General features: G+C 71.0%; 19 protein-coding genes and 1 pseudogene. 3 read left to right on the top strand and 17 right to left on the bottom strand.

Annotated elements, in window-relative coordinates; genetic code table 11:
- The 6 genes and pseudogenes from RH864_RS15170 to RH864_RS15145 all read right to left on the bottom strand — a co-directional run.
- A pseudogene (locus RH864_RS15170) lies at positions 1-1823 on the bottom strand (hypothetical protein); the annotation flags it as partial.
- Entirely contained in the window at positions 1823-2392 is a 570-nt protein-coding gene (gene pyrE / locus RH864_RS15165; protein WP_310518405.1) for an orotate phosphoribosyltransferase, read from the bottom strand. The pseudogene RH864_RS15170 and the gene pyrE, both read right to left, overlap by 1 nt.
- Before the next feature lie 55 nt (positions 2393-2447).
- Positions 2448-3818: a threonine/serine exporter family protein gene (locus RH864_RS15160; protein ID WP_310518404.1), complete on the bottom strand. Its 1371-nt coding sequence runs from the start codon at positions 3816-3818 to the stop codon at positions 2448-2450.
- A gap of 28 nt (positions 3819-3846) precedes the next feature.
- The gene (locus RH864_RS15155) at positions 3847-5205 is read right to left on the bottom strand and encodes an anaerobic C4-dicarboxylate transporter family protein (RefSeq protein ID WP_310518403.1); all 1359 of its coding nucleotides are present in this window, start codon (positions 5203-5205) and stop codon (positions 3847-3849) included.
- Positions 5202-5942, bottom strand: coding sequence for a Type 1 glutamine amidotransferase-like domain-containing protein (locus RH864_RS15150; RefSeq protein ID WP_310518402.1), 741 nt, complete (start codon positions 5940-5942; stop codon positions 5202-5204). The genes RH864_RS15155 and RH864_RS15150 overlap by 4 nt, the downstream gene beginning before the upstream one ends.
- A gap of 186 nt (positions 5943-6128) precedes the next feature.
- Entirely contained in the window at positions 6129-6263 is a 135-nt protein-coding gene (locus tag RH864_RS15145; protein WP_310518401.1) for a hypothetical protein, read from the bottom strand.
- Positions 6264-6401: 138 nt separating this feature from the next.
- On the opposite strand from RH864_RS15145, the gene RH864_RS15140 reads away from it, so the two are divergent.
- Both RH864_RS15140 and RH864_RS15135 read left to right on the top strand, forming a co-directional pair.
- Positions 6402-7322 (top strand): LysR family transcriptional regulator, encoded by a 921-nt coding sequence (locus RH864_RS15140; protein ID WP_310518400.1) that lies wholly within the window; start codon positions 6402-6404, stop codon positions 7320-7322.
- Positions 7323-7495: 173 nt separating this feature from the next.
- The gene (locus RH864_RS15135; protein ID WP_310518399.1) at positions 7496-7987 is read left to right on the top strand and encodes a CinA family protein; all 492 of its coding nucleotides are present in this window, start codon (positions 7496-7498) and stop codon (positions 7985-7987) included.
- Between the two features lie 78 nt (positions 7988-8065).
- Here the strand turns inward: RH864_RS15135 and RH864_RS15130 are convergent, their stop codons facing one another.
- The 11 genes from RH864_RS15130 to RH864_RS15080 form a co-directional block, all read right to left on the bottom strand.
- Positions 8066-9601: a CoA-acylating methylmalonate-semialdehyde dehydrogenase gene (locus RH864_RS15130; RefSeq protein ID WP_310518398.1), complete on the bottom strand. Its 1536-nt coding sequence runs from the start codon at positions 9599-9601 to the stop codon at positions 8066-8068.
- Between the two features lie 3 nt (positions 9602-9604).
- Positions 9605-10933, bottom strand: coding sequence for an aspartate aminotransferase family protein (locus tag RH864_RS15125; protein ID WP_310518397.1), 1329 nt, complete (start codon positions 10931-10933; stop codon positions 9605-9607).
- A 2-nt stretch (positions 10934-10935) separates the two neighbouring features.
- On the bottom strand, positions 10936-12090 hold the full coding sequence (locus RH864_RS15120) for an ABC transporter substrate-binding protein (RefSeq protein ID WP_310518396.1): 1155 nt from the start codon (positions 12088-12090) through the stop codon (positions 10936-10938).
- An 11-nt stretch (positions 12091-12101) separates the two neighbouring features.
- The gene (locus tag RH864_RS15115) at positions 12102-12974 is read right to left on the bottom strand and encodes an ABC transporter permease (protein WP_310518395.1); all 873 of its coding nucleotides are present in this window, start codon (positions 12972-12974) and stop codon (positions 12102-12104) included.
- A complete protein-coding gene (locus RH864_RS15110; RefSeq protein WP_310518394.1) occupies positions 12974-13822 on the bottom strand; it encodes an ABC transporter ATP-binding protein in 849 nt (282 codons plus the stop codon). The genes RH864_RS15115 and RH864_RS15110 overlap by 1 nt, the downstream gene beginning before the upstream one ends.
- Entirely contained in the window at positions 13819-14697 is an 879-nt protein-coding gene (locus tag RH864_RS15105) for an ABC transporter permease (RefSeq protein WP_310518393.1), read from the bottom strand. Before RH864_RS15105 ends, RH864_RS15110 begins: the two co-directional genes overlap by 4 nt.
- 2 nt (positions 14698-14699) lie before the next feature.
- Positions 14700-15716 carry a TIGR03842 family LLM class F420-dependent oxidoreductase gene (locus tag RH864_RS15100; protein ID WP_310518392.1) on the bottom strand — a complete coding sequence of 339 codons (1017 nt, stop codon included), beginning with the start codon at positions 15714-15716 and terminating at the stop codon, positions 14700-14702.
- Positions 15717-15756: 40 nt separating this feature from the next.
- Complete coding sequence (gene hydA, locus RH864_RS15095; RefSeq protein WP_310518391.1) at positions 15757-17190, bottom strand: dihydropyrimidinase; 1434 nt, start codon at positions 17188-17190, stop codon at positions 15757-15759.
- 89 nt (positions 17191-17279) lie between these two features.
- Positions 17280-18128, bottom strand: coding sequence for a nitrilase-related carbon-nitrogen hydrolase (locus RH864_RS15090; protein ID WP_310518390.1), 849 nt, complete (start codon positions 18126-18128; stop codon positions 17280-17282).
- A 121-nt stretch (positions 18129-18249) separates the two neighbouring features.
- Positions 18250-18657: a PIN-like domain-containing protein gene (locus RH864_RS15085; protein ID WP_310518389.1), complete on the bottom strand. Its 408-nt coding sequence runs from the start codon at positions 18655-18657 to the stop codon at positions 18250-18252.
- Positions 18658-18660: 3 nt separating this feature from the next.
- On the bottom strand, positions 18661-19329 hold the full coding sequence (locus tag RH864_RS15080) for a DUF433 domain-containing protein (protein WP_310518388.1): 669 nt from the start codon (positions 19327-19329) through the stop codon (positions 18661-18663).
- A gap of 114 nt (positions 19330-19443) precedes the next feature.
- Between RH864_RS15080 and cofD the strand changes: the two genes are divergently transcribed.
- Positions 19444-20472, top strand: coding sequence for a 2-phospho-L-lactate transferase (gene cofD, locus RH864_RS15075; RefSeq protein ID WP_310518387.1), 1029 nt, complete (start codon positions 19444-19446; stop codon positions 20470-20472).
- Positions 20473-20480 lie beyond the last annotated feature (8 nt).

Here is a 20480-nt window from a genome sequence, read left to right as displayed (position 1 = left end):
CGTGGCGGTGCGACCCGCGCTCCCCGGTCCCGAGCGGCCGCGGCCGGCATCCTGCGGGTGGGCTGCTCGGTGGGCGAGACGGATGCCTCGTGCGGCGCCCGTGCGACGGGCGCTGCTGCCGCGGGAGCTGGTGCGGCAGGCGCAGGGGCCGCGGGCGCCGGGGCCGCGGGCGGAGCTGCCGCGGGCGCCTGGGGAGACGTGGCGGACGCGGCGGCCCCCGCAACGACGGCCGAGGCGCTCGCGGCGGCGATCGGTGTCGGGATCACCGTCGTGGCGTCGGACGGCGCGTCCGCCTCCTCGGTCTGCACGGGCTCGGGCGGCCCGGGCCGATCGGGCTCGGCGGTCGGCTGCGCGAGGTCGTCCTTCGCAAGCTCGTCCGGTCGGTCGAGCTCAGTCTCGGCCGAGTCGGGCTCTCCCGGCTCGGTCTCCTCGGGTCGACTCGGCGAGGCGGCGGCTGCACCTCGGCGAGCGCGAGCCTCGGCCACACTCGGGTCGGGCGCGTTGGGGTCGGGCGTGAGATTCCACTGGAAGACCGGCGGCGCTCCGGTGTCCTCCGTGCCGTCCGTCTGGTCGCGCGACTCGTTCGGCCCTGCCGGACGCGAGTCCGCGATCCCGGTCTCAGGCTCCGCTGAACCCTCTGACGCGCCATCGGGCTTCGCGTCCTCGCGGTCGACCGTCGCCTCCTCGGCGAGCAGGTCGTGGACCGGCGCGGCCGCGGGCGGTGCCGCATGCTCACCCCAGCGCGCGGTCGCGAACGCCGGGAACGGCGCTCGGGGCCGCTGCATCGCGGCGGCTCCAGGCGCTTCGGATGCCTCGGCGCCCTCATCCGCCCCGGCACGCTGGCCGGAGACCCCGGGATCGTCAGCTCCGGCCACGGCCGCCGCTGCGCCGGCGGACCCGGAGACGGCGGCGGCACCAGGCGCCCCGCCCTGGGCCGGCTCGTGCGGCTCGTCGGGCTCGGTCAGCGCCGACCACAGCGCGGCGCCATAGTCGTCGACGGGCCCGGCCGGCTGCGAGCCGGCCGCCGAGGCACGCGCCGTGGTGCCCGGCTCGTCGGCCCTCGCGGGCTTCGGCGCCGCGATGTGCTCCGCGGGCGCGGCGTCCTCGGCCTCGGCTGCGACCGCGGGTGTGGCAGGTGTGCCCGCCGGTGGGACCGCGGGCGAGGCATCCGGGGCATCTACCCGAGCGGCACCGTGCGGGGCCGCCGGCGCACCCGACCAGGCCGTCGTCGGGTCCCCGGGCTGTGCCGCCGGTGCCGGCGCCACGGGCCGCACGCCGGTCGGCTCGGAGTCGTCGAACGGCGGCGTGAACGATCGCCGTGCCGCGCGTGGCGGCGCGAAGTGCGTGGGCGGCGTGTCGGCGTCCCGCTCGCGCTCACCCCAGGTCAGCGCGAACGACGCGGTCGGCGTCACCGGCCCGGGGACAGCGGTGTCGTCCGCCGGCACGGCACCGGGAGTCCCGGACGAGCCCGTGGCTGCGCGTTCGGCGCCCGCGTCGCCGGCAGGTGCGCCGTCCAGCGCGGGCGCGTCGCCCTGCGCCGGCCGCGGGGCCGGGGCGAGCGAGAACCAGTCGTCCGGGTCCTGGCGGCGTTCGCGGCGCGACGACCAGGCCGAGGGCTCGGGGACCGGCACGTCGTCGAGCGCGGAGTCCGCCGGAGCCGCGGGCGCCCCCGGCGCCGCCGGCGCCTCCGCAGTCCCCGACGCGTCTGACCCGTCGGACTCGTCGTCGCCCGCGAGCTCACCGAGCAGCCACTCGGCGCCGTCGCGCTCCTCCGGCTGCTCCTGTTCGTCGGGTTCGTCGCGCCCGCCGCGTCCCCGGCGCATCACGCGAGTCCCAGGTCGTCCAGCCCGATCGCGGCGAGGTACGGCACGCCCTCGGCCTCGATGACCTCGCGCGCACCCGTCGCCCGGTCGACGACGACCGCGACGGCGGCGACCTCGGCACCGGCCGCACGCAGTGCCGCGATCGCCTTGAGCGGGGATCCGCCGGTGGTCGACGTGTCCTCCAGGACGATGACGCGCCGGCCCGAGACATCCGGGCCCTCGACCTGCTTGCCGCGACCGTGGTCCTTCGGCTCCTTGCGCACGACGAACGCGTCGTAGGCGAGGCCGCGTGCCGCGCCCTGGTGCAGCACGGCCGTCGCGATCGGGTCGGCACCCATCGTGAGGCCGCCGACGGCGGTCACGCCCGGCACCTCGGCGATGAGATCGAGCATCACCTGCCCGATCAGCGGGGCGACCCGGTGGTCGAGGCTGACCTTGCGCAGGTCGACGTAGTAGCTCGCCTGCTTGCCGCTCGTGAGCGTGAAGTCGCCGTGGAAGACCGCGTCGGCGGCGATGTGGTCGATGAGGCGGCGGCGCACGTCGGCGGCCTGGGAATCGTGCGGGGTCACCCCCCGAGTGTATTGGGCGAACCGCGGCGTGCGCGGCAGGCGGGAGCCGAGCGGCTCACTCGGGCGTCTCGCCGGGCGCCGGTGCTCGATCCGCGGACGGCTCCGGAACCCGCCGTGCGCCGCCCGCCCGATGCACGAGACGCGCCCAGAACGACGGGCGCACGGCCTCGGCGACGCTCGCGGGCATCTCGATGTGGAACCCGGCGATCTCCTCAGCGCCGCGATGCACGAAGCGGTAGAGCGCCGTGCCGAGCAGCACCCCGAGCGCGATCGACATGACCGACGTGAGCGCCGCCGCGAAGTCCTCCACGCCGCCGTCGGTGCCGACCACCTCGGTGAGTCCCACGAGCCCCGCCGCGCCCGGCACGAGCAGCCAGAACGCGGGCAGGAACGTGAGCTGCGAGGGCGCACCGTGCCGCAGCGACGAGATCCACAGCACGAGGGGGGTGACCACGAGCGCGCCGATGAACCCGCTCACCGTCGCGCCGGCCACGAACTGCCCGACGGACTGCGCCGCATACGCCACGACGAGCGCGAGCAGCACCCAGCCGAAGGTCCGGCCGGGGGCGGAGAAGTGCAGGAAGTTCCCGACCGCGAACAGCAGCACGCCGCCGAGCGCGGCCCACCACGGGAACCGGTCGGCAGGATCGAGCGGCACGTAGCTCTCCTCGCCGACGCCGAGGATCGTGCCCGCCGCGAGGATGCCGAACGCGAGCAGGCCGAGCTGCACGAGGCCCGTCACCAGCCGGGACGCCCCCGCGGTCATCTGACCCGCGGCCAGCTCCATCGTCGCGGTCGTGAGCACGCCACCCGGGAGGAAGGTGGCGAGCGGCGCGATGAGCAGCCGGAGCGGATCGCCCAGCGGCACGTACGGCGCGATCAGGAAGACCGCGAGCGCCGACCCGAACGCCGCGACCACGGGGAAGACCAGCTGCAGCGTGGGCGAGCGGATGAGCTTCGCGAACCCGAGCACCGCACCCAGCCCGAACGCCACGAGCGCACCCTGCCACGTCGGCGTGAGCAGCAGCGCCAGTCCCGCCGTCAGCAGCGCGTGACCGAACACCCGGACCGGCCACGGCTGACCCGGGCGCATCGCGCCGATCTCATTGAGCCGGCGGATCCCCTCGGCAGGCTCGACCTTCGCCGCGCGTGCCTCGCCGACGAGGTCGTAGAGCGCCGCGATCTGATCGAAGCGGAACGCCGGGACCGTCGACGACCGCAGCGCCACGTGGGCGGACTCGCCACTGCCGGTCTCGACCACGATGGCCGTGGGCAGCACCACGTAGTCGGTGTCGTCCTGCCCGTAGGCACGCGACACGTCGTTCATGATGTCGCGGATCCGGTCGACCGACTCGGACGAGGCGTTGAGCGCCTCCGCGAGCCCCAGGAGGAAGCTGCGGAGGATCGCCGACTCGTCGACGCTCACCCCCTCGCCCACGGCACGGCTCCGGCGGTCACGCCACGACGACGAGTGAGAGCAGCACGCCGATGATCATCGCGACCACGATGTACACCAGGTTCGGCAGCTGGAACGAGTGGTCGACCACGAACTTGCCCATCCTGGTCGTGCCCGTCTGGTCGAACGCGACCGTCGCGACCTGGCTGCCGTTGGCGGGCAGCGTGTAGATGCCCATCGCGCTCGGCCAGAGCCCGACGAGCAGCGACGCCGGAAGCCCGATCGTGATGCCGATCGGCACGATCGCGTTCGTCGCGCTCGACTGGCTCGTCGTCAGCGCGGCGACGAGGAACAGCGCGAGCGCGAACAACAGCGCCCCGAGGAACGCCGACGAGCCCGAGACGAGCGCACCGAGCCCGTCCACGATGAGCTGGGTGTTCGCGGCGACGAACGTGTTCGCGAGCCACGCGATGCCGAACAGCGCGATCGCGCCGACCATGCCCGCGGGGAACGTCGACTGCTTCGGGACATCCGCCGCCTTGACCTTGCAGGTCAGGAAGATGAGCGCCGCGATCACGCCCATGATGACCTCGATGATGACCGTGACCGACACGCGCACCGGGTCGCCGTCGTCGTCGGTGCCGATGACCGGCCTCAGGCCCTCGAAGAGGCCGAAGATCACGATCACCCCGACACCCGCGAGGAACAGCGATGCCGAGAGCACCGCGCTGCGCGGGAGCTTCTGCTCGTGCGCATCCTCGACCGGCGGCTTCACGAGGTGCTCGGCGAGCCGACGCTGGAACTCGGGGTCGTCCTCGAGGTCTTTGCCGTGCCGCACCATGATCAGCGCGGCCACGAGCAGGCCCGCGATCGACGCGGGCCACATGATGAGCAGCAGCTTGCCGAGGTCGACCCCCTCGGGCGCGAGCAGCACGACCATGGAGGCGGTCGCTGCGGACACCGGCGAGCACAGGATGCCGACCTGCGAGGCGACCGCCGAGACCGAGAGCGCGCGCTCGGGCCGGATCTTCTGCTGGTACGACACGTCGTAGATGACGGGCAGCAGCGGGTAGAAGATGTTGCCCGTGCCCGCGCCGACCGTGAAGAGGAAGGACATGGCCGGGGCGAGGAACACGACGGACTTCGGCCGCCGGCGGATCACCTTGGCCGCGACCGACACCATCCAGTCGATGCCGCCGGCCGCCTGCATGACGGATGCCGCGGTGATCACCGTGATGACGATGAACACCGCGTCGACGGGCGCGTTGCCCGGCGCCTCGCCGAACCCGAAGACGAGCACCGCGACGCCCACGAGGCCCCACACGCCGAGCCCGATGCCGCTCGTGCGCGTGCCCATGTAGATCGCGAGGATCACGACCAGGAGCTCGGCGAACAGGATCCAGACGTTGTCGTTCATGCGCTGGGCCCCGCCACGATCGGGGCCGAGGCCTCGAGCACCCGCACCGGCAGCGGCGTCTCGACGATCTGCCCGTCGCGCGCCTCGACGCGCAGCGCGAGCGGGTCCTCGACGGGGCTGATGGCCGTGACGAGCTCGGAGCCCTCGAAGTGCAGCGACTGCAGGTTGCCCACCGCATAGCCGGCCGGCAGCGCGCCGTCGATGAGCGCCCGGTGGTAGAGCGGGCGCCGCTGGTCCTCGGCGTCGTAGTGGGGGCAGAAGCTGCCGCCGAGGAATCCGAGGCCCTCGGGAAGCACCTGCAGCGTGGGACCGTAGCTGTCGGTCGTGCCGCCCTCGAACCAGCAGATGCCGCCCGCCGAGCCCCCCGTGAACACGACGTTCGACGCGGGGTCCTCCCACATGCCGCGCAGGATCTCATCGAGCCCCTGCCGCTTCCAGACGTCGAGCATGTTGGCGGTGTTGCCGCCGCCGACGTGGATCACGTCGAACCCGCGGACGAATCCCGCGAGGTCGTCGATGTCGCGGTGGAAGAGCGTGAGGTGATGCGGTGCGCACCGGTCCGAGTCGTAGGTGCGGTAGAAGCTCAGGATGTACGCGGCGTCGTCGCCGGTCGCGGTGCCGACGAAGAGCACGCGCGGGCGCGGCTTGCGGGTCAGCTCGAGTATGTAGTCGTGCGTCGGGTCCGCCCGACGCTCCATCATCGCCTTGCCTGCCCCGGTTGCCACGACGTGTGCCATCGATCCCCCTCGGTCGCCGACCTGTGTGAGGTCAAGCTAGCGCCGACCAGGAGAAAAAGTCGAGGGGTTTTCCGGTTCGCTTGGATGACGGCGAGGCGGCGAAAGCGAAGGGCCGCCCCGCGGGGTGTCCCTCCCCCGCGCGGCGGCCCTGCGTTGACGGGGCGACCGAGCCCCGGAACGCGCGACCTAGAGGGTGCGCGCGAACGTCTCCTTCGGGATGCGGCGGTAGCCGTCGCGCGTGGTCACGACCACGGAGCTGACGACGCCGAACGCGGCGATGCCGAGGAGGACGATGGACAAGGCTGCACTGGTGACAACCATGGCGTTTCCTTTCACGAGAATGAGGGGGTGCTGATCGAGCGACGATGCCCCATTGCCCGTGTTCGACCCTTCTATTGAAGCGTGAAAAACCGTGCAGCACAATCGAACAGTTCTACACCGAGAATGTAGTCTGCCTACATGGACGTGCGACGACTCGACCTGCTCAGGGAGCTCTCCGAACGCGGCAGCGTCACGGCCGTCGCCGAGGCGACCGGGCGCACACCCTCGGCGGTGTCGCAGCAGCTCAAGATCCTCGAGCGCGAGGCCGGCATGCCGCTCACCCAGCGCAGCGGCCGGGGCGTCGTGCTCACCTCCGCGGGTCAGGCCCTCGCCCGGAGCGCGACCGACGTCGCGGTCGCCCTCGAGCGCGCCTCGGCGCTCTGGGACGAGTTCCGCAACCACCCGAGCGGCGAGGTCACGCTGCTCACCTTCCCCACCATGGGCGCCGCCGTGCTGCCCGGCGTCCTGCAGGAGATCGCCGCGATCCCCGGCCTCGTCGTCCGCGCGACCGACTCCGACGCCGAGCTCAGCGAGTTCGCCGACCTCACGAACGACCACGACATCGTCCTCGCGTACACGATGCCCGGCGAGCTGCCCTGGGGCGGCCGGGGCCTCGCCGTCATCCCGCTCTTCACCGAGCCGCTCGACATCGGCCTGCCGGCCGGCCACCGCCTCGCCGAGCGCGCGTACGTCACCGCCGACGACGTCGTCGACGAGGAGTGGCTCGGCGTTCCCTCCGGCTACCCGTTCGAACGGCTCGAGCACGCCGTCGAGCAGCAGGCCGGCCGGCGCGTGCACGTCGGCCAGCGATTCAGCGACATGCGCATCGTCGAGGCGTTCATCCAGGCCGGCCTCGGCATCGGCTTCGTGCCCAGGTACACGTCGGGCACCGTGCCGGAGGGCATCGTGCTGAAGCCCGTGCGCGGCTTCGTCGCGGTCCGGCAGATCGTGGCGCTCGTGCGCCCCGACGTCGCCGAGCGTCTCGCGGTGCGCACCGTGCTCGACGTGCTGACCGCGCACGCCGCCCGGCTCGCCGACCAGTTCAGCACGCGGTCCTGACCCGCAACCCCTCCTGTAAGGCCCGGCTCGCCCGCCAGACTGAGAGCGGGTTGGAAGTCAGAAAGTGGGCCGGAGGGCCTCCCGGCACGACTTCGAACCCACTTCTCGACTTCCAACACACCATCAACGCACGACCCGAGATGAGACGCACGACCCGAGATGAGAGGGACAGGATGCAGGATCCGGCCGAGGAGTACGCCGCCGACGCGGCGGGGATCGCCGAGCGCGTCACAGAGCTGGGGCTGACGGTCGCCACGGCCGAGTCACTCACGGCGGGCGCCATCTCGGTCGCGCTCGGGGCCGCGCCCGAGGCATCCGACTGGTATCGCGGCGGCGTCGCCGCCTACTCCGAGGAGGTCAAGCGCGACGTCCTCGGCGTGACCGCCGAGAAGGTCACGTCGGCCGAGTGCGCGCGTGAGCTCGCGCTGGGCGTCGCCCGGCTCCTGGGGGCGGATGCCTCGGTGGCGGTCACGGGCGTCGGCGGCCCCGGCCCGACCGAGGGCGAGCCCGAGGGCACGGTGTTCGCCGCGGCGCAGGTCCGCGGCGAGGTGTTCGAGGCGCACCACGTGTTCGAGGGCGAGCCCGCCGAGGTCGTGCACGAGACCGTCGGCGCCGCGCTCGCGCTGCTCCGCCACGCGCTCGAGGCGAGCCCGCTGGTCGAGTAGCGAAGCGTATCGAGACCCGGTGCAAGGTCTCGATACGCGTGCTCGTTCCTCGCTCGCTCCTCGACCAACGGGGCCGGCTCAGTCGTGCCGCGGGAACCCCAGGTCGATGCCGCCGTGGCTCGGGTCGAGCCAGCGGCTCGTGACCGCCTTCTCCTGCGTGTAGAACTCGAACCCGTGCGGCCCGTACGACTTCGCACTGCCGAACAGCGACTCCTTCCAGCCGCCGAACGAGTGGTACGCCACGGGCACGGGGATCGGCACGTTCACGCCGACCATGCCGACGGTCACCTCGCGCTGGAAGCGCCGCGCGGCGCCGCCGTCGTTGGTGAAGATCGCGGTGCCGTTGCCCCAGCGCGACGCGTTGATGACGTCGAGCCCCTGCTCGTATCCGTCGACGCGCACGATCGACAGCACGGGCCCGAAGATCTCATCGCGGTACACCGCCGACGAGACCGGCACGCGGTCGACGAGCGTCGGCCCGAGCCAGAACCCGTCGGGTTCGCCGTCGACCTCGACCTCACGCCCGTCGACGACCACGCTCGCGCCGTCGGCGGTCGCCACGTCGACATAGCTCGCGACCCGATCGCGGTGCTCGCGCGTGATGAGCGGCCCCATGTCGGTGCCGCGGGTGCCGTCGCCGGTCGTGAGCCGGGACATCCGCTCACGCACCTTGGCGACCAGCTCGTCGGCGACCGTGTCGACCGCGAGCACGACCGACACCGCCATGCACCGTTCGCCCGCCGAGCCGAAGCCCGCGTTCACGGCCGCGTCGGCGGCGAGGTCGAGGTCGGCGTCGGGCAGCACGAGCATGTGGTTCTTCGCGCCGCCGAGCGCCTGCACGCGCTTGCCGTTCGCCGACGCGGTCTCGTAGATGTGCTTGGCGATGGGCGTCGACCCGACGAACGAGATCGCGCGCACCGTCGGGTGCTCGAGCAGTGCGTCGACCGCGACCCGGTCGCCGTGCACGACGTTCAGCACGCCGTCGGGCAGGCCGGCCTCCTGCATGAGGCGGGCCAGCCACACGGCCGCGCTCGGGTCCTTCTCACTGGGCTTCAGCACCACGGTGTTGCCCGCCGCGATCGCGATGGGGAAGAACCACAGCGGCACCATCGCCGGGAAGTTGAACGGGCTGATGATGCCGACGACGCCGAGCGGCTGGCGCAGCGTGTACACGTCGATGCCCGTCGAGACGTTCTCGGAGTACTCGCCCTTCGTATAGCCGGGCATCGCGCACGCGAGCTCGACGACCTCGAGGCCGCGCGCGATCTCGCCCTGCGCGTCGGCGAGCACCTTGCCGTGCTCGCTCGTGAGGATCGCGGCGAGCTCGCCCGAGCGGGCGTTCAGCAGCTCGCGGAACGCGAACATGATCTGCTGCCGTTTCGCGATCGACACGTCCCGCCAGGTCTCGAACGCGCGCGCCGCGACCTGCACGGCGGTGGCGACGTCGGCCACGTCGGCGAAGTGCACGCGCCTCTGCACGATGCCGCGGGCCGGGTCGTAGACGGGCCCGGTGCGTTCGCCGCGCCCGGCGACGGATGCCCCGTCGATCCAGTGCTCGATCGTCGGCGCCTCACCGGTCTGCGTGCCGGTCGCGTCGGTCATGGTCTCGCTCATGAGTCAGCCCTCTCCTTCGAGTGCGGTGCTCAGGACTTCATCGTAGATCGCCATGGCCTCGGCCACCTCTTCTTCGGTGACGATGCAGGGCGGCACCACGTGGATGCGGTTGTCCTGGATGAACGGCAGCAGGCCGCGATCGAGCAGCGCCGTCTTGATCCGCCCCATGGCCGGAGCCGCGAGCGGTGCATGCGTCGCCCGGTCGGCGACCAGCTCGACCGCCCAGAACACGCCCTCGCCCCGCACCTCGCCGATGACCGGGTGCCGCTCGGCGAGCGTCGCGAGCTGCGGGCCGATCGCGGTCTCGCCGATCTCGCGCGCATGCTCGACGATGCCCTCCGACTGCATGGCGTCGATCGACGCGACGATGGATGCCATCGCGAGCGGATGCCCCGAATAGGTGAGCCCGCCCGGGAACACGCGTTCGTCGAACTGCGCGGCGATCGGCTCGTCGATGATCACGCCGCCGACCGGCACGTAGCCCGAGTTCACGCCCTTCGCGAACGTGATGAGGTCGGGTCGCACGTCGTAGCCGTCGAACGCGAACCAGCGTCCGGTGCGCCCGAATCCCGCCATGACCTCGTCGAGGATGAGCAGGATGCCGTGCGTGTCGCAGAGCTCGCGAACGCCCGCGAGGTAGCCGGGCGGCGGCACGAGCACGCCGGCCGTGCCCGGCACGGTCTCGAGCAGCACGGCCGCGATCGACGACGGCCCCTCGGCCTCGATCACGCGGCGCAGGTGGTGCAGCGCGCGCTCGGACTCCTGCTCGGGCGTCTCGGCCCAGAACTCCGACCGGTACAGGTACGGGCCGAAGAAGTGCACATGCCCGCGCGCGAACTCGTTGGGCACGCGCCGCCAGTCGCCCGTCGACACGATCGCCGCACCCGTGTTGCCGTGGTACGACCGGTACGTCGACAGGATCTTGTCGCGCCCGGTCGCGAGCCGCGCGAGGCGGATGGCGTTCTCGTTCGCGTCGGCACCGCCGTTCGTGAAGAACACCCGCTGGAATCCCTCGGGCGCACGGTCGACGATGCGTTTCGCGGCCTCGCCGCGCGCGAGGTTCACGGTCGCGGGCGCGACGGTCGTGAGCAGCTCGGCCTGCTGCCGGATCGCGGCGACCACCGCGGGATGCTGGTGGCCGATGTTGACGTTCACGAGCTGACTCGAGAAGTCGAGGTACTCGGTGCCCGCGTGATCCCACACACGGGCACCACTCCCCGACGCGATCACGAGCGAGCCGACGTGCGCCTGCGCCGACCACGAGTGGAACACGTGCGCGCGGTCGAGCTCGACCGCGACCCGGTCGAGATCGTCGGTGGATGGGTCGGTCATCGTCAGTTGCCGCCTTCCTCGAGGGTGACCTCGATGGGTTCGAAGTTCTCGCCCGTGAGGTCGAGGCCGTCGCCCTCGAGCTCGTCGAGCGCCTGCTGGATCCACTCGTTCGACCATGCGGTGGACGGCGGCTCCTCGGTGATGAGGTGGTCGCCGGCCTCGTTGACCGCGGCGAGCGCACCGTCGACGGTCTTCTGCCAGGCGGCCTCGTCGACGATGCCGATGCCCGCGGGCGAGGGCCAGATGAGCTTGTTGGTCTCGTTGACCATCCAGAGCTCGTGGCTCGGTCCCCATCCGGAGCCCGCGGCGATCGTGATCTCCGACGCCTCCTCGGGGTTCTCGGCCGCGTAGATCCATCCCTTGATCACGGCCTTGAGGAAGGCGACGGTCGTGTCCTGGTACGCCTCGTCGCTCTCGAGGCGTTCGGTGTCGGCCCAGATCGCATCCTGGAGCATGGCCCCTGCGGTCTCCTCGTAGCTGATGACGTTGAAGTCCTCGGGCTGGTAGAGCTCGCCCGTGTCGGGGTTCATCGTCTCGAGCAGCTGCGCGTACTCGTTGTACGTCATGGCCTGCGCCGCGTCGATGTCGCCCTGCAGGAACGCGTTCATGTTGAAGTCCTGCGTGATGATCTGCACGGTCGTGGAGTCGAGCCCCTCGTCGGCCATGGCCGCGAAGATCTCCCACTCGTTGCCGAAGCCCCACGAGCCGATCCGCTTGCCCTCGAAGTCGGCGATGGACTCGATCCCCGAGTCGGCCCACGACACCTGCAGCGTGCCCGACCGCTGGAAGATCTGCGCGATGTCGGTGAGATTCGCGCCCTGCTCGATCGAGCCGAGCACCTTCGGCACCCACGCGATCGCATAGTCCACGTCGCCGTTCGCGAGCGCGTCCTGCGGCACGATGTCGCCACCGGACGGGATGATCTCGACCTCGAGGCCCTCCTCCTCGAAATACCCGAGCTCCTGCGCGGCGAAGTAGCCCGCGAACTGGCCCTGCGGCAGCCATTGCAGCTGCAGCTTGACGGGCGTGAGCTCGCCCGCCTCGGGGGTTCCGGTGTCGGAGGTGGTGGTGTCGCCCGCCGAGCAGGCGGTGAACGCGAGCGCGCCCGCGAGGGCGAGCCCGCCGATCGTCGCGAGGCGACGTCTGCTGTGGTTCATGATGTTCCCCTTCACGTATGCCGCGGGATGCGGCGTTGCAGCAGGCGCTCGAGCGCGAGCGTCGCGAGGTAGAAGACGAGACCGAGGGCGATGGATGCCACGACGTAGGCCCATGCGCGCGCGTAGGCGCTCGACGCGGCCGAGGTCGAGATGAGGCTGCCGAGCCCGCCGCGCGGACCGCCGAAGTACTCGGCGACCAGCGCCGAGATGACCGCGAGCGAAGACGCGATGCGGATGCCGGTGAGGATGAACGGCCGCGCGGTCGGCAGCGTGATCGCACGCAGCACCTGACCGGGCGACGCGGCGTAGGCGCGCATGAGCTCGCGATGCACGGGCGTGGTCTGCCGGAAGCCGCGCAGCGTGTTCAGGAACACGGGCACGAACGACGCGAGCGTCGCGATGGCCTGCCGGCCGAACTGGCTGTCGGCACCGAACATCGAGTTCAGCACGGGGGCCAATGCGACGATCGGCACCACGGCGAGCGCGGCCACGACCGGGGCGCTCATGCGGTCGATCGCGCGCCACCGCGCGGCGAGGGCCGCGAGCGCGATGCCGAGGATCGACCCGAGCAGGAGGCCGATGAGCGCGTTCGTGCCGGTGGTGATCGTCGCCTGCAGGATCGACGGCCACGAGGCGATGAACGCTTCGACGATCGACGCCGGGCTCGGCAGCAGGTAGTCGGAGACGCCGACGACGCTCACGAGGAACTGCCAGATGCCGAGCACGATGAGCCCGACCGCGATGGGCGCGACGATGCGCAGCGTCGTCTCGCCGCGAGGGCTGAGGTGCTGCGCGCCGAGTGTTGCCGTTTGGACCGAATGTGACCGCCAGCGCGGCAACACTCGACCCGAACGGCCACACTCGCGGCTGGGTGAGTTGGTCATCAGCGCGTCTCCACGCCTCGCGGCATCGGACTGCCGCCGTGCAGGGCCTCGCGCACGGCCGTGACCATATCGAAGAAGGCGCGTTCCTCGCGCAGCTCCTCGGTCCGCGCGGCGCGCTGCGCGTCGGCGCCGAGGCGCATCGAGACGATCTCGCGGATGCGGCCGGGACGCGGAGACATGACGACCACACGATCCGAGAGGAAGACCGCCTCGGGGATCGAGTGCGTGACGAACACGACGGCGGCGCCGGTCTCGGCCGAGATCCGCACGAGCTCGGCCTGCATCTTCTCGCGCGTCATCTCGTCGAGTGCGCCGAACGGCTCGTCCATGAGCAGCAGCCGGGGGCGCTCGGCGAGTGCGCGCGCGATCGCGACGCGCTGCTGCATGCCGCCCGAGAGCTGATCGGGGTAGCGGTCGGCGAACTCCGCGAGGCCCACCATCTCGAGCAGCTCGGCCACGCGCGCGGACCGGCGACCGGACGGCTCGCCGTGCACCTCGAGCGGCAGCGCCACATTGGCCGCCACGGTACGCCACGGCAGCAGCCCGGCCTGCTGGAACGCGATGCCGTACTCCTGGTCGAGCCGCGCACGCGCGGGAGCCTTGCCGAAGACCGAGATCTCCCCGGTCGAGGGCTCGTCGAGGTCCGCGATGAGCCGCATGAGCGTCGACTTGCCGCAGCCGCTCGGCCCGATCAGCGACACGAACTCGCCAGCCGCGACGGTCACGTCGATGCCCTCGAGCGCGCGCACCTCGCCGCTCCGGGTCTCGAACACCTTGTCGACGCCGCGCACCTCGACGGCCGCGACGGCGGTCGTCGTCGGGCGGACCTCGGCCGGAGCATCCGTCATGCCGTCTCCTCATCGCGTCGGTAGTTCCTGAGCACCAGACCGAGCACCGCGACCGATCCCGCGGCGACGAGGCCGAGCACGATCGCGCCGAAGATCGGCCCCCACGCCTTCGCCGGGTCGCCCGACGCCTGCCCGGCGAACTGGATCAGGATGCGGCCGATGCCGCCCTGCAGCCCCGTCGACACCTCGGCGACGACCGCGCCGATGACGGCGTTCGCGGCGCCGAGCCTCAGCGCGGGCAGCAGGTAGGGCACCGCGGCCGGGAAGCGCAGCTTCCAGAGCGTGCGCCAGTACCCGGCCGCGTAGGAGCGCATGAGCTCCTCGTGGATGACGTCCGGCGACTGCAGTCCCTTCAGCGCGCCGACCGCGATCGGGAAGAACGCCAGGTAGCTCGCGATGAGCGCGACCGACATCCAGTCCTGCCACTCGAACGCGCCGATCTCGACGCGCGAGCCCCAGCTCTTCACGACCGGCGCGAACGCGATGAGCGGAACGGTCTGGCTGATCACGATCCAGGGCAGCAGCCCCCACTCGGCGATGCGCCAGCGCTGCATGACGAGCGCGAGGCCGACGCCGACGACGAGGCCCACCAGCCAGCCCGCCGCGGCGATGCCGAGCGTGGTGAGCGCGGCCAGCATGACCACCAGCCAGAGCGGCTGCGCCGACGGCGAGCGCGTGACGGGCTCGGCCAGGCGCGCGGCCATGTCCCAGATGTGCGGCATCGCCAGATCGGTCGTGCGCGGCAGCACACGCGCGCCCGCGATGATGACGCCGTCGGCCGGCCCGAGCAGCTTGTACGTCTCCCAGACGAGCGCGAGCAGCACGATGCCCGCGAGGCCCCACAGCCACGCGGTCGCGGTGCTGCGGCGGCGCATGCTCAGGCCTTCGCCGTCAGGTGCTCGGAGAGTGCGGGGATCACGGTCTCGCCGTAGACGCGCAACGTCTCCTCTTTATTGTCGTGCTGCAGGTAGCCCGCGAACTGGTCGACGCCGAGGTCGGCGAGCCGCTTGAGCTTCGCGATGTGCTCGTCGGCGGTGCCCAGCACGCAGAACCGGTCGACGATCTCGTCGGGCACGAACTCAGTGTGCGTGTTGCCGGCGCGGCCGTGCTCGTTGTAGTCGTACCCCTCGCGACCCGTGATGTAGTCCGTGAGCGCGTCGGGCACCGCGCCGTGCGTGCCGTACTTCGCCACGATGTCGGCGACGTGGTTGCCGACCATGCCGCCGAACCAGCGGCACTGGTCGCGCATGTGCGCCACGTCGTCCCCGATGTACATGGGTGCGGCGACGCAGAACTTGACCGCGGCGGGGTCGCGGCCTGCGGCCGCGGCCGCATCCCGCACCGTGCGGATCATCCACTCGGCGATGTCGAGGTCCGCGAGCTGCAGGATGAAGCCGTCGCCCACCTCGCCGGTGAGCTTGAGGGCCATCGGCCCGTATGCGGCGACCCACACCTCGAGCTCCGAGCCGACGCTCCACGGGAAGCGCAGCGTCGAGCCCTGATACTCGACCGATCGCGAGTTGCCGAGCTCGCGGATGACGTGGATCGCCTCGCGCAGCTCGGCGATCGTCGTGGGCTTGCCGTTCGTCACGCGCACGGCCGAGTCGCCGCGGCCGATGCCGCAGACCGTGCGGTTGCCGTACATCTCGTTGAGCGTCGCGAAGACCGACGCCGTCACCGTCCAGTCACGGGTCGCGGGATTGGTCACGAACGGGCCGACCTTGATCCGGCGGGTCTGCGCGAGGATCTGGCTGTGGATGACGTAGGGCTCCTGCCACAGGAGGTGCGAGTCGAACGTCCAGACATGGCTGAAGCCGTGCGCCTCGGCGAGCTGCGCGAGCTGGATCGTCCGCGCCGCCGGCGGATTGGTCTGCAGCACTGCTCCGAACTCCATGGTGCCCCTCTCTGTCGTCCCCGCTGCTCCACCAACGGATTCACCTCACATACGTGCTGAACCCGCGCTTCAGGTACCGGCCGTCGCCCTTCGCACCGAGGTACTCGCCGCCATCGACGATGACCTTGCCGCGCGAGACGACCGTGTCGACGTGCCCCTCGACCTCGAACCCCTCCCACGCGGAGTGGTCCATGTTCATGTGCGCGGTCGCGTGACCGATCGAGGTGTGGCCGTTCGGGTCGTAGACCACGACGTCGGCGTCGGCGCCCGGCTGGATCACGCCCTTCGTCCCGTACAGCCCGAACATGCGCGCCGGGGTCGTGCTCGTGAGCTCGACCCAGCGTTCGAGCGTGATCTCACCGGTCACGACGCCCTGGTACATGAGGTCCATGCGGTGTTCGACCGAGCCGATGCCGTTCGGGATCTTCCGGAAGTCGCCGAGGCCGAGCTCCTTCTGATCCTTCATGCAGAACGGGCAGTGATCGGTCGAGACCATCTGCAGGTCGTTCGTGCGCAGCGCCTGCCACATCGCGTGCTGGTGGCCCTCCTCATGGCTTCGCAGCGGCGTCGAGCACACCCACTTCGCGCCCTCGAACGCACCCCACTGCTCGCTGCGTGCCCCGAGCTGCTCTTCGAGCGAGAGATAGAGGTACTGCGGACAGGTCTCGCCGTAGACGTTCCAGCCCTGATCGCGCGCCCAGGCGAGCTGCTCGACGGCCTGCTTCGCCGAGACGTGCACGACGTACAGCGGGGCGCCCGTGAGCTTCGCGAGCATGATGGCGCGATGCGTCGCCTCCTCCTCCATCTCCCACGCGCGGGCGATGCCGTGGAAGTACGGATCGGTCTTGCCCTGATCGACGAGCTGCTGCGCGAGCACGTCGATGGCCGGCCCGTTCTCGGCGTGCATCATCGTGAGCATGCCGGTGTCGCGAGAGACCTGCATGGCCCGGAGGATCTGCGCGTCGTCCGAGTAGAAGACGCCCGGGTACGCCATGAACAGCTTGAAGCTCGACACGCCCTCGTCCGGCAGCCTCCGCAGGGCCTCGAGCGAGGCATCCGTCACGTCGCCGACGATCTGGTGGAAGCCGTAGTCGATCGCGCAGTTGCCGGCCGCCTTCTCGTGCCACGCGGCCAGCCCGTCCTCGATGCGCTGACCGTAGGTCTGCACCGCGAAGTCCACGATGGTGGTCGTCCCGCCGTACGCGGCCGCGCGGGTTCCGGTCTCGAAGGTGTCGGATGCCTCGGTGCCTCCGAACGGCAGCTGCATGTGCGTGTGCGCGTCGATGCCGCCGGGGATCACGTACTTGCCGGTCGCGTCGATGACCCGGTCGACGGAGGCCGAGAGGTTCGTGCCGAGCAGCTCGCTGCCCGGTTCGAGGACCGCGACGATGCGCTCGCCGTCGACGAGGACGTCGGCCGCGACGCGGCCCGTCGCGCTCACGACGGTGCCGCCCGAGATGAGGGTGGTTGCCATGACACTCCTTCGTTGGTCGAGTAGGCCGCCCGCGGCCGATCCCTTCGTTGGTCGAGTAGGCCGCCCGCGGCCGTATCGAGACCCGGCCGCTATGGCTTCGGGATCGACGTGTACGAGTCGGGCCGGCGGTCGCGGTAGAACTGCCACGAGTTGCGCACCTCGCGGATGAGGTCGAGGTCGAGGTCGCGCACGACGACCTCCTCGTGCTCGTCGGACCCGTAGTCGCCGACGAGGTTGCCGCGCGGGTCGACGAACTGGCTCTTGCCGTAGAACGTGACCGCGAGGTCGCCGTACTCGTTGTCCTCGGTGCCCACGCGGTTCGGTGCGGCGATGAAGTAGCCGTTGGCCGCGGCAGCGGCGGGCTGCTCGATCTCCCAGAGCCGGTTGGACAGCGCGGGCTTGGTCGCGTTCGGGTTGAACACGATCTGCGCGCCGTTGAGGCCGAGCTCACGCCACCCCTCCGGGAAGTGCCGGTCGTAGCAGATGTAGACGCCCACGGGCCCGACGGCCGTGTCGAAGACGGGATAGCCGAGGTTGCCGGGCCGGAAGTAGAACTTCTCCCAGAACTTGTCGAGGTTCGGCAAGTGGTGCTTGCGGTACTTGCCGAGTATCGTGCCGTCGGCGTCGACCACGACGGCCGTGTTGTAGTAGACGCCCGGCTGGTCCTCCTCGTAGATCGGCAGGATCATGACCATGCCGAGCTCCTTCGCGAGCGCCGCGAAGCGTTGCACGATCGGGCCGTCGGCGGGCTCGGCGTAGTCGTAGTACTTCACGTCCTCGGTGATGCCGAAGTACGGGCCGTAGAACAGCTCCTGGAAGCAGATGACCTCTGCGCCCTGCTCCTTCGCCTGGCGCGCGAACTGCTCATGCTTGGCGAGCATGGACTCCTTGTCGCCGGTCCAGGTCGTCTGCGTGATGGCCGCTCGGACGATCGTCATGGTGCCTCCTGCCGTGCGGGGGTGATGCTGGAGAGGTGCTCATGGTGTGCCGTGGTCCCCTCATCTTGTCGCTCACGCGCCCCCGGGGCAATGCTTTCCCCAGACCGATGACACGCCCGTCTCAGGGATGATTCAGCCGGATCCGTTCGACGCCCGACGCGTAGACCGCGAACACCCACGGCCGGTGCACGCCGGCGAGCCGCTCGATCGCCGTGTCATTCGCCAACAGCCACTCGCGCATCTCTGGGCCGGTGATCTGCGCCGACGCGAGGACCAGGACCCGCGCCTCGGCGTAATAGATCGATTCCGCCTCGAGCGGTCGCTTCGCCATCCGACGGTCCTTGCAGATCAGGATCTCTCCGCGCGAGGCCGCATCACGAATCCAGTCGACGTCGCTGACCGGCTGCGAGCGTTCGACGCCGTAACGGTCGTCCATGGTCGTGACGCGCCAGCCTGCCTCGCGCAACCCCGCCGCGATCGACCTCGACCCCACCCCTCGATCGAGGAAGAAGCTGAGGTCTGATCGCACGACTCAGGCGGCCAGACGATTGAGGTTGAGCACGTCTTCGTGCGAAAGGTTGTAGTCGACAGCGACATCGGTCGGCGGTTCGCCCGCGCGTACTCGGCCGAGCACGGCGTCGACCGGCACGCCGGAACCCGTCAGCGTCGGCTGCCCGCCGTTGATGTTCGGCCGCACGGAGACATCCAAGCCGGGATACTGCGGCAGATGAACCTGATCGGCGTATCCGAGCGGACCGAAGTCGATGTGCCGAAGGTAGTCTTCGACGACCTCCGTGAACACCGCATGATGGTTGCGTACCACGATCAGCCGCCGGTCGAGCGGGTCTTCGGTGCGATACAGAATCTCGGCGCCATCGGTGAGCAGCCGGTTGCTGGCCAACGCGTACTCGATGCCGAGCTCGGACTTCAAGACCTCGACGGCCGGTCGGATGCGTTGCATCGGCAGCCCGGCCTTCCGGAATGCGTTCAACACGAAAGCCTCAGCGAGCCCGATGAACGGCACTGTCAGACCGTGCCCGCGCTGGACGCCGGAGATCAAGGGACGTTGAAATCTCGTTGCCGTGCCGTACCCCGTCGCCCACCGCTGCACGGTCGAAGAGGACGCACGGATGATCTGTGCCACGTCGGCCTGCGAGTACGTCGGAATGAGGTACTCACGGCCAAGCGCCCTGTCGATCATGAACCGATCGTACCGAGCCCGACCGACATCTCAGTGTCCGAACACCTGAGTGTCCCGGGCGTGCGCTCCGCACTCCGGCACGTCCGGACCGGAGGTCGCTCGTAGGCTGGGCGGATGCGGATCACGGTGTTGGCGGGCGGGGTGGGCGGCTCGCGGTTCGTGCTCGGGCTGCGCGAGGAGCTGCGGCGCCGCGAGGCATCCGGCGCCCTCGCACCCGGAACGACCGACGTGACCGTCGTCGTGAACACCGGCGACGATCTGTGGCTCGCGGGTGTGCGGCTCATGCCCGACCACGACACGCTGCTGTACGCGCTCGCTGGGGTCAATGACGTCGAGCGCGGCTGGGGCCGCGCGGCCGAGACCGAGCGCGTCGCGCACGAGCTGCGCGAGTGGGGCGTGGGCTGGCCGTGGTTCACGCTCGGCGACCTCGACCTCGGCACGCATCTCGCGCGCACGGCATGGCTGCGCGAGGGCCTCACCCCGTCGCAGGTCGCGGCACGCCTCCAGCATCGCTGGGAGCTCGGCGTGCGGCTCATCCCCGCGACCGACACCGAGGTCGACCTGCACGTCGAGGTCGCCGACGCCGACGCACCGGGCGGCAGCCGCACGATGCACTTCCAGGAGTGGTGGACGCGCTACCGCGCGAGCCTGCCCGCGATCGCGTTCCACCAGCAGAGGCTCGCCGAGGCCGTGCCCGCGCCGGGCGTCGTCGAGGCGATCCTCGGCGCCGACGCGGTGCTCGTCGCACCGTCGAACCCGGTCGTCTCGATCGGCACGATCCTCTCGATCCCGGGCATCCGGGAGGCGCTCGCCGAGACGCGAGCCCCCGTAGTCGGTGTCTCGCCGATCATCGGCGGCGCGGTCGTGCGCGGCATGGCCGACGCGTGCCTGCCCGTCATCGGCGTCGAGACCGACGCGGGCGCGGTCGCGCGCCACTACGGTGCGCGGGCGGCCGGCGGGCTGCTCGACGGCTGGCTCGTCGACGAGACGGATGCCCCGGCCGCGGCCGCGCTCAGCGCCGACGGGCTCCGGGCCGAGGCGGTGCCGCTCTGGATGCGCGACCCCGACACGTCGGCCGCCCTCGCGGGCGCCGCGCTCGATCTCGCGGCCGAGATCGGGAACCTGCGCCCGGCAGAGGAGTAGGCTCGGAA

The sequence above is a fragment of the Agromyces aerolatus genome (assembly GCF_031432255.1).
GTDB lineage: Bacteria > Actinomycetota > Actinomycetes > Actinomycetales > Microbacteriaceae > Agromyces.
The sequence above is the reverse complement of the archived record's forward strand: the minus strand, read 5'-3'. Positions and strand labels throughout refer to the sequence as shown.

What these genes read in the sequence shown, in the direction of transcription:
- RH864_RS15130 (WP_310518398.1), bottom strand. Translation starts at nt 9,601, where the DNA reads ATGAGCGAGACCATGACCGACGCGACCGGCACGCAGACCGGTGAGGCG.
- RH864_RS15125 (WP_310518397.1), bottom strand. Translation starts at nt 10,933, where the DNA reads ATGACCGACCCATCCACCGACGATCTCGACCGGGTCGCGGTCGAGCTC.
- RH864_RS15105 (WP_310518393.1), bottom strand. Translation starts at nt 14,697, where the DNA reads ATGCGCCGCCGCAGCACCGCGACCGCGTGGCTGTGGGGCCTCGCGGGC.
- RH864_RS15120 (WP_310518396.1), bottom strand. Translation starts at nt 12,090, where the DNA reads ATGAACCACAGCAGACGTCGCCTCGCGACGATCGGCGGGCTCGCCCTC.
- RH864_RS15155 (WP_310518403.1), bottom strand. Translation starts at nt 5,205, where the DNA reads ATGAACGACAACGTCTGGATCCTGTTCGCCGAGCTCCTGGTCGTGATC.
- hydA (WP_310518391.1), bottom strand. Translation starts at nt 17,190, where the DNA reads ATGGCAACCACCCTCATCTCGGGCGGCACCGTCGTGAGCGCGACGGGC.
- RH864_RS15135 (WP_310518399.1), top strand. Translation starts at nt 7,496, where the DNA reads ATGCAGGATCCGGCCGAGGAGTACGCCGCCGACGCGGCGGGGATCGCC.
- cofD (WP_310518387.1), top strand. Translation starts at nt 19,444, where the DNA reads ATGCGGATCACGGTGTTGGCGGGCGGGGTGGGCGGCTCGCGGTTCGTG.
- RH864_RS15080 (WP_310518388.1), bottom strand. Translation starts at nt 19,329, where the DNA reads ATGATCGACAGGGCGCTTGGCCGTGAGTACCTCATTCCGACGTACTCG.
- RH864_RS15145 (WP_310518401.1), bottom strand. Translation starts at nt 6,263, where the DNA reads ATGGTTGTCACCAGTGCAGCCTTGTCCATCGTCCTCCTCGGCATCGCC.
- RH864_RS15140 (WP_310518400.1), top strand. Translation starts at nt 6,402, where the DNA reads ATGGACGTGCGACGACTCGACCTGCTCAGGGAGCTCTCCGAACGCGGC.
- RH864_RS15090 (WP_310518390.1), bottom strand. Translation starts at nt 18,128, where the DNA reads ATGACGATCGTCCGAGCGGCCATCACGCAGACGACCTGGACCGGCGAC.
- RH864_RS15100 (WP_310518392.1), bottom strand. Translation starts at nt 15,716, where the DNA reads ATGGAGTTCGGAGCAGTGCTGCAGACCAATCCGCCGGCGGCGCGGACG.
- RH864_RS15150 (WP_310518402.1), bottom strand. Translation starts at nt 5,942, where the DNA reads ATGGCACACGTCGTGGCAACCGGGGCAGGCAAGGCGATGATGGAGCGT.
- RH864_RS15115 (WP_310518395.1), bottom strand. Translation starts at nt 12,974, where the DNA reads ATGACCAACTCACCCAGCCGCGAGTGTGGCCGTTCGGGTCGAGTGTTG.
- RH864_RS15110 (WP_310518394.1), bottom strand. Translation starts at nt 13,822, where the DNA reads ATGACGGATGCTCCGGCCGAGGTCCGCCCGACGACGACCGCCGTCGCG.